The organism is Novosphingobium sp. BF6 (genome assembly GCF_058273105.1).
This window is the reverse complement of sequence record NZ_CM177776.1, coordinates 1,401,921-1,415,131: the sequence shown is the minus strand read 5'-3', so window position 1 is coordinate 1,415,131 and position 13,211 is coordinate 1,401,921. Positions and strand designations below refer to the sequence as shown.

Below are 13,211 nucleotides of genomic sequence, written 5' to 3'. Positions count from 1 at the left end.
CGTCATCCCAGCGAAAGCTGGGATCGCTGTGACCATGATGTAAGGTTGCGTCAGGGCCGATAGCTGTCCCAGCTTTCGCTGGGATGACGGCTTTCAGCTTTCGGCCAACGGGTTTGCGGCCTAGTGCCGCCGAATCACCAGCTTGGTCTCGCCGCAGAGGCTGCACTCGTCCTTGCTGCGTACGAAGCCGTTCGTTCCCACCAGCTCGCGGGTCTGGACATCGGCGTGGTGAAGCACGCTGAGGCCCAGCCTCTGCGTGATGCAATCGTCGCAGACCGGCTCTGGCGCGAGCCGGGCGACGAGTTTCTCGATGTCTTGCAGGATAGTCATGTGCATTGCCCTCGCCTTGCCCGTGCCAGCTTGGCGCGTCCTCGGCAATGGCAATTACGATAGCCACGGTTTCGCTTCGGTAAACTCACAGTGAAGTCGGTCCGCCAGGCAGGCCCCGAAGGCAAGCGCTGCCGCGGATTTGCCGGGCGCGGCAGCGGGATCGCAAACGAATTGATAGGCGCCGTCGAACGGATGCTCGATTTCCGGCAGCCGCACCAGCCGTACGGCCGCCAGCGCCTCGCGCGCAATGACCTTGCGCACCAGGGCAACGCCGTGTCCCGCAGCCGTAGCTTCCAGCAGGGGACCTGCTTCGTCGTAAGGTAGCGAGTCGCTCGGCTCCGCCCGGACTGACATCCAGCCGGGGATCGAGCGCAATGGCGATATCGGGATGCGTTTCGTGAAATTCGGCCTGCCGCGACACCACCCAGTGCACGGCACCAGCGCCAATTATCCCGGTTGCCCATGCTTCATGTTAGCGCTATCTTCAGCGACAGAACGTTAAACCGACCGGGAGATAGATGTGTCGAGGCGAATTTACGCAGCCCTTGCGGCAACCGCTTTCTGCGGCCTGATGGCAGCCTGTAACGGAACCGGCGGAGCGCCGGAAGCCACCGCTTCGGCGGATGCCAAGTCGGAAGCGGCTTCGGACAAGAAGTACCTTTCGCAGCCGCTGGTCAGCGAAATCTACACCGCCGACCCTTCCGCCCATGTCTGGAACGGCAAGTTCTACATCTACCCCAGCCATGACATCGACGGCCCGACGCCCGAGGACGACCTCGGCAGCCACTTCGAGATGCGCGACTACCGCGTGCTGTCGATGGACAAAGTGGGCGGCAAGGTCACCATCGGCCCGGTCGCGCTCGACGTGAAGCAGGTGCCTTGGGCCGACAAGCAGATGTGGGCGCCGGACGCAGCCTTCAAGAACGGCACCTACTACCTCTACTTCCCGGCCAAGGACAAGCAAGGCGCCTTCCGCATCGGCGTGGCCACCTCGAAGGACCCGATGGGTCCGTTCAAGCCGCAGGCCGAGCCGATCAAGGGCAGCTACTCGATCGACCCCGCCGTCTTCACCGACGACGACGGCCAGAGCTACATGTACTTCGGCGGCATCTGGGGCGGCCAGCTCCAGCGCAACACGGGCGGCAAGTACGACCCGAACGGTTCGAAGACAGACCTCCAGGCCGACGACAAGCCCGCCCTGCTGCCGCGCGTGGCGCGCATGAGCGGCGACATGCTGGAATTCGCCGAGGCCCCGCGCGAAGTGAAGATCGTCGACGAGAAGGGCAAGCCCCTGCTCGGCGGCGACCATGACCGCCGCTTCTTCGAAGCCGCGTGGATGCACAAGTACAAGGGCAAGTATTACTTCAGCTACTCGACCGGCGATACGCACTACCTGGCCTATGGCATCGGCGATTCCCCCTACGGTCCCTTCACGTACAAGGGCCGCATCCTGGAGCCGGTGGAAGGCTGGACCACCCACCACTCGATCGTCGAGAAGGACGGCAAGTGGTGGCTGTTCTATGCCGACAGCCAGCTTTCCGGACAGACCCGCCTGCGCAACGTGAAAGTCACCGAACTGCACTATAACGAGGACGGCACGATCAGGACGATCAATCCCTTCGTTCGCTGAAAATGGAAGGGCGGTGAAACACCTTCGCTTGCTGGCGACAGCTCTGCTCGCCGCCCTTCCCCTCCCCGCCTTCGCGGCACCGGCTCCGCAGATCGCCTTGACGTTCGACGATCTGCCTTCGCACCCGCCCTATCCGGCGGGTGCGACACCGATGTCGGTCGTGGAGGCGATAGTGACCGCGCTGAAGCAGGCCCGCGCGCCTGCCTTCGGCTTCGCCAATGCGGGCAAGGGTCTGCCGGACGAGCGCGGCACTGTACTCGCCCATTGGCGCGCAGCCGGATTTGCTATCGGCAATCACGGCTACAACCATCTCAATCTCGACAAAGTCGGCGCTACCGAGTTCGTGGCGGAGATCGACCGCAACCGGATGGCGCTCGCATCCTACGGAATGAAGCCGCTGTTGCGCTATCCTTTCCTCGCCGAGGGCAAGGATCCCGCCGTCCGCGACGCAGTGCGCAAGGCGCTGGCGGAGCGGGGCTATCGCATAGCCGGGGTTAGTCTGTCCTTCGACGACTGGGCCTGGAACGCGCCTTATGCCCGCTGCGCCGCGCAAGGCAACGCGGCGGCGATAGCCGATCTGGAAACCCGCTATCTCCAAGCAGCCCGCACCGATGCCGAAGCGGCGCGGGCGGCATCGAAGGCGCGGTTCGGGCGCGATGTGCCTTACGTCCTGCTGCTCCACGTCGGCGCTTTCGACGCCCGGATGCTGCCGCGACTGCTGGCGCTCTACCGCGAGATGGGGTTCCGCTTCATCCCGCTGGAGCAGGCGCAGCGGGATAAGTTCTACGCTGCGACCGATCCGGCGAAACCGGGGCCGACGCCTGCCTTGCTCAGGACCACGCAGCTATCGCGGCCAGACGATGAGGTCTGCCCCGCACCACAACGCCCCTGACGTCGCCTCACCCACCCCGCTCATCCTGAGCGTGTCGAAGGATATGAGGCATAGCACAGCGCCCCGCCGCAGGGGGCTTCGACAAGCTCAGCCTGAGCGGGTTTGGACAGGTCGGGCTATCGCCTGAGCGAGCTGGTACTATCGCAGCAGCTCCAACGGAATCGCCTCACCCATCGCCTTGTACCCGGCCGGATTGGGATGCAGCGCATCGCCCACGTCGTAGGCCGGGTTCAGCCGGTCAGGCCGCGCGGGGTCGCGCATGACCTTGTCGAAGTCGATCACCCCGTCGAAGTTTCCGGGCTTGCGGATCCAGGCATTGACCGCCTGCCGGTCCGCTTCGTTGGCCGCATCGGGGTGATAATATTCGGTCCCCATGTCGGGCAGGATCGTCGCGCCATAGACCTTGATGCCGTGCGCGTGGGCGCGGGCGACGATCTGGGCATAGGCGCCGGTGATCTGCTCGACCATGGCCGCGTGTTCCTCAGCACTCACCGGCTTGAGACGCGTCAGGTTGCCGAGGTCGTTGATCCCTTCGAGCACGATCAGGTGCGTGACACCGGGCAGCGCCAGCACGTCGCGGTCGAGTCGGGCCAGGGCATTGGGGCCGAGGCCGTCCAGCAGCACCCGGTTGCCGCCGATCCCCTGATTGATGACGGCTCTCTTGCCACCGAGACGCCGCGCGAGAACGTCGGTCCAGCGGTCGTTGCCGTTGGTGGTGGTGCCGCGCCCGTCGGTTATGGAATCGCCCAGCGCCACGACGGCGCCGCCCCCACAGGCGCGCGCCTCGATCCCGGAAAGCATGTACCAGTGATCTACGGTGCTGGCCGAGGCCAGATCGCTGTCGGCAACGTGATCGCCCGCCAGCCAGTAGGACGTCGCGCGCGATCCGGGATGCGAGGTCTGGCGCTGCGGCACGGCCTGGAGATGGATCGAGACGGCAAGGTCCTCGAAAGCCTTCAACGGCAAATCGACGGGATCGGATAGCCAGTCGGCTCCGGGCGGGATTACCGCGCGGGCCTTGCCGGAAAAGCGCAAGGGCGTGATCGACGCAGCATTCACGGTAGCCTTGTCCGACTGCACCGCGCGCGCCAGCGTCGCCGCCTCGATCACCAGCGGCGTATCGCCGAAGGCATTGGAAAAGCGCACTCGCAGTCCACTGCCGCCGATCGAGGGCCGCACGATCTGCCGCAGTGTCACGTCGCGCAGGGCCTCGGCGGGCAGCGCGTTGTCGGCGCCCGGCTCCATTTGCGAGGAACCCCAGGCGGCCACCCATGGGCAGGCGGCCCAGGACGGCGCAGCCCATCCGCTCGCCAGCAGCGCGGCAGTCAGGGCAAAAGGACGAAATTTCGGCGACATCGCATGACCCTCAAAAGAAATGAGCCGACGACCGTGGGTCGCCGGCTCGCAGTTTTCAGGGAGGAGGAGTTCCCTGCAAGAACAATCAGAAGTTGGCGCGCAGGCCCACCAGCACCTGACGGCCCGGATAGTAGACCGAATAGGCCGCGTTCGAATATTCGAAGGTGGTGCGGAGCGGCTCATTGGTGATGTTCAGCACGTCGAGCGTCAGGCGCACGCCGTTGTCGAGGAACGGCAGCTGGTAACCGGCCGAAAGGTCGAGCTGGCCGCGGGCGTCGGAACGCAACGCCGCACCCGGGATATTGTTCTGCGGACCGTTCACCGCAATCGACTTGTCGTTCCAGACGTAGTTCAGGCTGACCGACAAACCGTGGTTCTCGTAGAAACCCTGAAGGTTGTACGAGTACTTCGAGACGCCGGTGGCGACGAGACCCGAAGACGACGACTGGTCCAGATAGGTGCCGTTGGCCGAGAAGCCGAGACCCTTGACGAGGAAGTCGAGCGGCTGGACCCAGGTCGCCTCGATGCCCTTGATCCTGAGGTCGGACAGGTTGACCGGACGGTTCACCGTGATCGGCAGGTCGCTGATCGCGAGGCCGGATGCCGCAGCGCGGTTGCGCAGGGCATCCTGCTGGGTCGAGAGCAGGCTGTCGAACGGAATGTTCAGCGAACCGAAGCTGGCGCTGGTCACCTGCGTTTCGGTGAAGCCCTGGATGTTCTTCACGAAGGCCGAGAGACCGACATAACCGATACCGCCGGTGTAGATTTCACCGCCAATATCGTAGTTGTCCGAGGTATAGGGCGTCAGGTCCGGGTTACCCGCAGTCGCCACTAGCGCCGAGGGGTCGGAGAAGGTGATGCCCGGCAGGATCTGGCCCGCATCCGGACGGGTCATGGTCCGCGATGCCGAAGCGCGCAGCTTGACGTTGTCCAGAAGGTCGTAGGTCAGGTTGATGGAGGGCAGGAAGTTGTCGTAGTTCGACTTGGCGGTGATGTCGACGATGGTGGAGCCGACCTGGCTCGGACCGATAACGACCTGACGGGTGTGGGCATAGCGCATGCCCGCATTCACATGGAGATCGCGGCCGAACAACTGGGTTACACCATTGAGTTCGAAGTAAGCGCCCCAGACCGTCTCGTCCATGTCACCGGTCGCACCGCCGGTCACCGCACCGCGTGCTTCCGGCGCACTGTCGCGGTAGCTGGCATAGTTGGTGGCGGCCTTCAGCGCGTCGAAGTCCGGCACCACGAAGGCGTTGTAGCCGACGCTACCGCTGGCGAGGTGGCCGAAGTTGTTGACCGGGAACTGCTTCAGGTACTGCGCGATGGCCGTCGTCGGAACCGAGCCGGTGGCGCCGGTGCAACCGGTGCCGCAGACCGACTGCTGGTAGGCGATGGAGTTGTCATAGGCACGGATCGAACGCTGGGCGCGGTCGTAGGCGCCACCGACCTTGATGCTGAACTGATCGTCACCGATCGTGGTATCGAGATGCGCGCCCTTGGTCTCGGTGCTGCGGCGCACGAGTTGGATGTTCTGGCGATACCACTGCCAGCCGAGGTTCGGATCGTTGAGATCGACGTTCGTGGTAATAAGTGGGCGGTTCGAAGCGCCAGTGTTGTCGTAATAGACATCGACGCCCGAGTTCGGCGCGGTCTGGAACGCAAACGTCGGCTGTTCGCGGAAGAACTTGCTCTTCGACCAGTTGGCGCTCGCCTCGACCTTCACGGTATCGGAAGGCTGCCAGGTCACGCTCGGGTTGATGTTCCAGAACTTGGTGGTCTGCTTGAACTGGCTCGCTTCGAGGAAGAACGAGGAGTTCGCGAACGTGCCGCTGGTGACGACGTTGTTTTCGTCCACGGTAAGACCGATCGGAACCATGCCGCCGGTCGCCTGAGCGCCGGTGCCCGGACCCGAGTTGCGGACCTGCCAGTTCATGTTGACCTTGTTGTAGTCACGCTTGGACTTGGCCCAGATGCCATCGAGAGCGAAGTGCAGCTCGTCGCTGGGGCGCCATTCGAGCGAGGCCAGCGCCGAGATGCGCGAGCGGTCGCCGCTGGTCAGGCTGTTGCGGCCGAGGCGCGGCAGCAGCGCCGTGCTGAGCTGGCTGCGCGTCAGGCCCGATGTGGCGACGACATCGACCGGCTGACCGGCGACGAGGCCGTGACCGGCATTCGCCGGAACCACCGAAGCCCAGTTCCAGTTGTTGTTGCCCGGATCGGTGCAGCCGGTGCCGCAGGACAGGTTGCCGTCGCCCCAGCCCACGGTCTCGAAGCCGTCGACGCGGGTCTTGGTCTTCACACCTGCGACGCCGACAAGGATGCCGAAAGTATCGGTCGTATGGCTGGCAACGAGCGCGCCGCGCGGGCTGACCTTGCCGTTGCTGTCGGTGTACTGGCCCTGCGCCACGGCAGTGACATGCGTGCCTTCCTTGTCGAAGGGACGCGCGTTACGCAGATTGACCGTGCCGGCGATGCCGCCTTCGAGAGTCGAAGGGGTCGGGCTCTTGGCGAGGTCGAGGCGGGTGAAGAGTTCCGAAGGGAAGAAGTCGAGATCGACTTCGCGGTTGGCGCTGCCGCCGTTGGTGCCGCCGTCCGACGCCACCTGAAGCTGCGAGCCGTTCAGCAGGACACGGGTAAAGCTGGGGCCAAGGCCGCGAATGGCAACCTGGGTACCTTCGCCGTTGATGTCGCGGTTGAGGCGCACGCCGGGCATGCGGTTCAAGGTTTCGGCAAGGTTGGTGGCGGGCAGCTTGCCGATGTCCTCGGCGAAAATGGAGTCGCCGAACGTCACTGCTTCGCGCTTGGCGTTGGTGGCGCTGGCCAGCGAGGCTCGGATGCCGGTGACGATGATGTCCTCGGTCGTCGGCTCGTCCTGCGGCGCAGGTGCGGCTTCGTCGGTCGCCGTGGTAGCCGGAGCGGTGTCCTGCGCATAGGCGGCGGGAACGACGAAGCCCTGGAGCGCGGCGGCACTCAGGAGAACGGCTCGAACGGAAATAAGGTTGGATCGCATTGGATATCCCCTCCCATGTAACGGTGCGTCCACCTCATGGCGGATCGCGGCTTGCGCCACTGCTGGTAGCGCTATCATTGTTCCTTACATATTCCCGGTGCAGTGGCGCGTCAACAGTTATGTTAGCGGTATCTTTTATCTGTAGCCATAGAGCTTTACCCGCTGGATCTGCCATTTTCCGGCTTCCAGCCGGATATGCCGGCCCTGATGAGTCTGGTCTCCGTTGAGCAACCTGCCGGGCACCCACTTGCCAGTCTGGTCGAATTTGCCCTCAAACGCCGAATCGATCCCGGCCAGAGCAGCGACCGCATCCGTCTTGGGCTTGAAGGTCACGGTGATCCCCTGCCCGGCGATGAGGTACTCCTCCGGACCGATCTGGATAATCATGCCGCCCGCCGCCGCGATCGCCGCCGTCGTGCCCGGCTGCGAGGCGTCAGCTCCGGGGTTGGCCACCGGCTTCTGGATATCGGCATAGGCGATGGTGAAGCGATAGGGGCCAACGTCGCGCACTTCAGGCTCGTAGACGAGCGTCTCGTCATAGAGCTGGCGCGGCTTGAAGCCGGCCATCCGGTCCGTACCCTGTGCGTCGAGGATATAGGGTCTGAGCTGCTGGAGCACGCCGTAGGCATCCTTGAGCGCACCGGGTTCCTCGTCCACCGAATCGATCGAGAACGGGCCGAAACCGATCGCGTCGAGCTGGCCGATGGCATAGAAGGCGTTGGCAGGCGCGGTCGGGTTGTTGGCGTTATGCGCCTCGGGAATGAACAGCACGTTGTCCGGCCGCTTGTAGCCGTTCACGATGTCCACGAAGTTCGGGAAGTAGATGTCGGGCGCCAGGAAATCGAGGTGCGGGCCGCCCGCCTTCCAGACGTCGAGCAGATGCGGCAGCGGGCCGCCGCTGGGATACTCGCCGGGGATGCGGCCGGGACGGTTGAGCGCCACGTTGACATACATCGGCAGCGGATAGGCCGCCTTGCCCGCCGCCGCGAGCCGGTCGGCAAAGCGGGCATAGTGCCAGGCGGCGAAGACTTCCGCGGAAGCGTCGCCGCCACCGAACAGGTCCTCCCACGAACCGCTGGTCCGCGCACCGCGATCGAGCCACATCCTGCGCATGCCCGGAACCAGTGTGTCCTTGTGGGCAACGAGGTAGTTCACCAGTTCGGTCGGGACGGGCTCGCGATAGGCGGCATTGGCGGCGGCGCTGTAGTCGCGCGCGACCGGCAGCATGCCGATCTCGTTCTCCACCTGCACCATGACGACGGTGTTGCCCTTGGAATCCACCGCCTTCAGATGCGCGAGAAGCGCGGCATAAGCGCGTTCGTCGGCCTTGAGCGTTTCGGTGCCGAAGGTGGAGAGGATTTCCACGCTCTGTCCGTTGGGCAGCGCCGCGCGCGGGAAGCGCTGCTGATCGCGCTTCACCCAGGCGGGCACGTAAGTGGACATGGAGTTCTTCCAGGCGCCGAACCACAGGATCACCAGCTTGAGATCGTTCGCCCGCGCGGCCTTGAGCTGCGAGTCCACCGAGGACCAGTCGAACGTGCCTTCGACAGGCTCGATCAGTTCCCACGACACCGGCGTCAGCACGGTGTTTAGGTTCATGTCCTTCAGCCGCTTCCAGTGCGGCTCCATGTACGTCGCGCTGGAGGAGGCGGAATTGCTGAGTTCGCCGGCGATCATCAGCATGGGCTTGCCGTTCACGATCAGCTGCTGCGTATCGCCCTTGACCTCCAGGCGCGGTGCGTCGGCGAGCGCGGGGGCGGCAAGACACAGGCTGGCGGAAAGGGCCGAGACTGCCATGAGGGCAGTGCGGAAAGTCATGCGTTCTCTCCCAGGAAGGCAGCGATCACGGCGCGGGCACCGGTCTCTTCGAGACGGCTCAGATGCGCGGTCACCGCATCGAGCACGGCCGTATCGGGGGTGTAGCCGAGGACGCCCAGCGCTGCGACCACGCGCGCGCGCGGGCTTTCGGCATCGCGCAGGGCATCGGCCAACGCGGCGGCGGCGGGATCGTCGACGGTGAATGTCTCACCGGCATCGGTCGTTCCCGCCTGCCAGCGCACCCACGCCGCGACGGCAAGCGCGATGGCATTGAAGGAGCCGCCCTGCCCGCGCACCGCGTCGAGCGGAGCGAGCAGGCGCTGCGGCAGCTTTTGCGAACCGTCCATGGCGATCTGGCGCGTACGGTGCTGGAGCGCGCTGTTGGCGAAGCGGGCCATCAGTTCGCGGCGATAGGCGGGGATGTCGAGCCCGGCGGGCGGGTCCAGCGTGGGCACGACTTCGTCCCACAGCCGCTCGACGAAGAGCAGGCCCTGCGCAATACCGACGAACTCGTGGACAAACTGGTCTCCGGCCAGACCGCCGAGATAGGCGATGCCCGAATGCGCGCCGTTGAGCAGGCGCAGCTTGGCTTCCTCCCACGGGGCGACGGCATCGGTCAGCTGGACGCCGTAAGCTGCAAAGTCGGGCCGCTCGCCCGCGAAACTGTCTTCGATCACCCATTGCAGGAAGGGTTCGGCCTTGACCATGGCCCTGTCCTCAAGACCGATCAGCGCGGTGAGACCGGCGATGTCCTCGTCGGTGGTGGCGGGAACGATGCGGTCGATCATGGTGGCGGGAAACGTGCAGTTTTCCGGGATCCAGGCGGCCAACACGGGATCATGCGCCTCGGCCATGGCGAGCACGGCGCCCTTCAGCAAGGCGCCGTTGTGCGGCAGGTTGTCGCAGGAGAGGATCGAGAGCGGCGCCAGCCCCTGCGTGCGCCGACGCGCGAGCGCGGCGACGAGGAAGCCCGCCGCCGTGCGCGGACGCTCCAGCCCGGCGAGATCGGCCGCGACATCCGCATCGTCGGCCATGAGCTTGCCGGTCTTGCGATCGAGGCAATAGCCCTTCTCGGTGACGGTCAGGGTGACGAGGTGCGTATCGGGCGAGGCCAGCGCGGCGATCACCGCTTCCGGGTCTTCCGGCGCGACCAGCACCCGCTGCACCGCGCCCATGATCTGCGGTGTCTGCTCGTCGCCTTCGCGCACGAGCAGGGTGTAAAGCCCGTCCTGCGGGTTCATCTGATCCCGCACCGAGGCCGAGCGCAGCGAGACGCCGATCACGCCCCAGCGCAAGTCGCCGGACGCCAGCGCCGCCTCGAAAATGGCAGCCTGATGGGCACGGTGGAAGGCGCCGATGCCGAAGTGGACGACGCCCGCCTTGACCGCCGCGCGGTCATAGGCGGGGCGAGCGACGGCAGCCGGAACCTGGCCGAGGGTCTCGTTCGAAAGCCTCACAGCTTGTACGCCGCCTTGACGAGATCGTAGGCGAGCGCGCGCGCCACTTCGTGGGCCTCGTCCTCTGGCAGGCGGTGTTCGGCGACGAGCTGCGCCAGCCAGGCGCAGTCCATGCGGCGGGCCACGTCATGCCGCGCCGGGATCGAGAGGAAAGCGCGGGTATCGTCGTTGAAGCCGACGGTGTTGTAGAAGCCGCCGGTCTCGGTCGCGCGTTCGCGGAAGCGGCGCATACCTTCGGGGGAATCGTGGAACCACCACGGCGGACCGAGCCGCAACGAGGGATAGTGCCCAGCCAGCGGCGCCAGTTCGCGCGAGTAGACATCCTCGTCGAGCGTGAAGAGGATCAAGGTCAGGCGCGGGTCGTTGCCGTAGCGGTCGAGCAGCGGCTTCAGCGCCTGCACGAACTCGCCCGCCATCGGAATGTCGCCGCCCTTGTCGCGCCCGAAGCGATCGAGCACGGCCTGGTTGTGGCTGCGATGGACGGCGGGGTGAAGCTGCATGACCATGCCGTCCTCCACGCTCATCCCCGCCATTTCGGTCAGGATCTGGGCGCGGAACAGTTCGGCATCTTCCTTGCTCGCCCCCGCCAGCACGCGCTGGTAGAGCGCCTCGCAATCCTCCGGCGAAAGGTCGGCGGTCAGGGAGCTGGGGTGGCCGTGGTCGGTCGAGGTCGCCCCGGCCTCGCGGAAACGGGCGCGGTGGAAGCGGTGCGCGGCGAGGTAGCCCGCATACGTCGAGACATCCTCGCCCGCCATCTCGCCGAACTTCGCGACTTTTCCGGCGAAGCCCGGCGTTTCGGGATCGACGACCGGATCGGGGCGATAGGCGGTGACGACGCGGCCGCTCCAGCCGCTTTCCCGGATCGCACGGTGATGGGCGAGCGGGTCGAGCGGGCCTTCGGTGGTGGCGATCGCCTCGATACCGAAGCGCTCGAACAGCGCGCGGGGGCGGAAGGCCGGAGTCTTGAGCGCGGCGTCGATCACTTCGTAGTAATGGTCCGCCGTGGTCTCGTCGAGCAGCACGTCGAGGCCGAAGACTTCGGCAAAGACCCAGTCCAGCCACATGCGCGAGGGCGTGCCCCGGAACAGGTGGTAGTGCTGCGCGAAAAGGTTCCAGATCTTGCGCGGGTCCTGCTCCACCGGGCTGCCGTCGACGCTCGGCACGCCCAGCGATTCCAGCGGCACGCCCTGCGAATAGAGCATGCGGAACACGTAGTGGTCCGGCACGATCAACAGCGAGGCGGGGTTGGGGAACGGCTCGTCATAGGCGAACCACACCGGATCGGTGTGGCCGTGCGGGCTGACGATCGGCAGGTCCTTCACGCGCTCGTAGAGCGCGCGGGCGATGGCGCGGGTGCCGGGATCGGCGGGAAACAGGCGGTCGGGATGGAGAGCGAGAGGGCGGGTCATGCTGTGACTTTCTCAGCGTCCGGATCGGCGATCTGGTAACGGGGAAGGATAAGGTGAATGACGGCGAGCGCCACGAGATAGGCGCAGGAGGCGACCACGAAGATCGGCTCGTAACTGCCCACGCTTTCGAGGATGGCACCGGCGAACTTGGCCATGAGCATGCCGCCGACGGCACCAGCAAGGCCGCCGAGACCGACGACAGATCCGGTCATCCAGCGCGGCATCGTGTCACCCGGCAGCGCGTAGAGATTCGCGGAAAAGCCCTGATGGCCGGCGCAGGCAAGACCCACCAGCGCAACCGCCGTCCAGAGGCCCGGCGCGTGCGGCGCCATGGCGATCGGCACGGCGCAGAGCGCGGCGAGGAACATCGCCGTCTTGCGCGAGCGGTTGACGCTCCAGCCCCTGCCGATGAAGCGCGAGGAAGCCCAGCCGCCCAGCACCGACCCGACGTCCGCCAGCAGGTAGACGGCGATCAGCGGCGGGCCGAAGTCCAGCATCTTCACGCCGAACTGCTTGTTGAAGAAATCCGGCAACCAGAACAGGAAGGTCCACCAGACCGGGTCGATCAGGAAGCGGCCCAGCATATAGGCCCAGGTCTGGCGATAGCCGAACAGCGCGCGCCACTTGACCGGGCGCGGTTTCTCCACTGGATCGGCTTCGATCCAGGCCAGTTCCTCCGCGCTGAGGCTCTTCTTCTCGCGCGGGCGGCGATAGAAGCCGAGCCAGGCCGCCAGCCAGAGGACCGTCAGCAGGCCGGTGAGGATGAAGGCCCAGCGCCAGCCGAGCGTCAGGGCGATCACCGGCACCACCAGCGGCGTCAGGATCGCGCCGACGTTGGAACCGGCGTTGAAGATGCCGATGGCGAAGGCGCGCTCGCGCTTGGGGAACCATTCGTTGGTGGCGGCGATGGCGGCAGGGAACGTCCCCGCCTCGCCGATGGCCAGCGGAATGCGGGCGAGCAGCATGCCGCTGGTGGAGGTGAACAGCGCATGCGCCATGTGGCCCACGGTCCAGAGCGTCACTGCCAGCGCATAGCCCGCGCGCGCGCCGAGCCGGTCGATCAGGCGGCCGAAGAACACATAGGCAATGCCGTAGCCCGCCTGGAACCAGATCGCGAGGTCGGCATAGCCGCTCTCGCTCCAGCCGTAGCGCGCCTGAAGCTCGGGCTTGAGCGTGGGCAGGACCAGCCGGTCCACATAGCTCAGGACCACCGCCGCAAAGAGCAGCGCGCAGACGATCCAGCGGATCCGGCCCGAGGGTTTCCTCGGGCCGGTCGCGGTTTCCATGGAAGGCGTCACGCCGTGCACCA

10 protein-coding genes are annotated in these 13,211 nt (G+C 65.8%); 2 read left to right on the top strand and 8 right to left on the bottom strand.

Translation table 11 applies throughout. The annotated features are described in order from the left end of the window. Nucleotides 1-120: 120 nt before the first annotated feature. Both AC4D6D_RS21410 and AC4D6D_RS21405 read right to left on the bottom strand, forming a co-directional pair. Nucleotides 121-330, bottom strand: a complete 210-nt coding sequence (locus AC4D6D_RS21410; protein ID WP_086492567.1) for a hypothetical protein — start codon at nt 328-330, stop codon at nt 121-123. 54 nt (nt 331-384) lie between these two features. Next, complete coding sequence (locus AC4D6D_RS21405; protein ID WP_491327540.1) at nt 385-591, bottom strand: hypothetical protein; 207 nt, start codon at nt 589-591, stop codon at nt 385-387. Between the two features lie 310 nt (nt 592-901). Here AC4D6D_RS21405 and AC4D6D_RS21400 point away from each other — a divergent pair, with 310 nt between their 5' ends. After that, a complete protein-coding gene (locus tag AC4D6D_RS21400; RefSeq protein ID WP_491327539.1) occupies nt 902-1,960 on the top strand; it encodes a glycoside hydrolase family 43 protein in 1,059 nt (352 codons plus the stop codon). A gap of 13 nt (nt 1,961-1,973) precedes the next feature. Continuing rightward, nucleotides 1,974-2,852 carry a polysaccharide deacetylase family protein gene (locus AC4D6D_RS21395; protein ID WP_491327538.1) on the top strand — a complete coding sequence of 293 codons (879 nt, stop codon included), beginning with the start codon at nt 1,974-1,976 and terminating at the stop codon, nt 2,850-2,852. 138 nt (nt 2,853-2,990) lie between these two features. Here AC4D6D_RS21395 and AC4D6D_RS21390 read toward each other — a convergent pair whose 3' ends face one another. The 6 genes from AC4D6D_RS21390 to AC4D6D_RS21365 all read right to left on the bottom strand — a co-directional run bounded on the left by AC4D6D_RS21390 (nt 2,991) and on the right by AC4D6D_RS21365 (nt 13,188). Beyond that, complete coding sequence (locus AC4D6D_RS21390; RefSeq protein WP_491327537.1) at nt 2,991-4,208, bottom strand: SGNH/GDSL hydrolase family protein; 1,218 nt, start codon at nt 4,206-4,208, stop codon at nt 2,991-2,993. An 85-nt stretch (nt 4,209-4,293) separates the two neighbouring features. Beyond that, nucleotides 4,294-7,218, bottom strand: a complete 2,925-nt coding sequence (locus AC4D6D_RS21385; RefSeq protein WP_491327536.1) for a TonB-dependent receptor — start codon at nt 7,216-7,218, stop codon at nt 4,294-4,296. A 135-nt stretch (nt 7,219-7,353) separates the two neighbouring features. Further along, nucleotides 7,354-9,036: a GH35 family beta-galactosidase gene (locus AC4D6D_RS21380; protein WP_491327535.1), complete on the bottom strand. Its 1,683-nt coding sequence runs from the start codon at nt 9,034-9,036 to the stop codon at nt 7,354-7,356. Further along, nucleotides 9,033-10,493, bottom strand: coding sequence for a mannitol dehydrogenase family protein (locus AC4D6D_RS21375; protein WP_491327534.1), 1,461 nt, complete (start codon nt 10,491-10,493; stop codon nt 9,033-9,035). Before AC4D6D_RS21375 ends, AC4D6D_RS21380 begins: the two co-directional genes overlap by 4 nt. After that, complete coding sequence (uxaC, locus tag AC4D6D_RS21370; RefSeq protein WP_491327533.1) at nt 10,490-11,902, bottom strand: glucuronate isomerase; 1,413 nt, start codon at nt 11,900-11,902, stop codon at nt 10,490-10,492. Before uxaC ends, AC4D6D_RS21375 begins: the two co-directional genes overlap by 4 nt. Then, entirely contained in the window at nt 11,899-13,188 is a 1,290-nt protein-coding gene (locus tag AC4D6D_RS21365) for an MFS transporter (protein ID WP_491328790.1), read from the bottom strand. Before AC4D6D_RS21365 ends, uxaC begins: the two co-directional genes overlap by 4 nt. Nucleotides 13,189-13,211 lie beyond the last annotated feature (23 nt).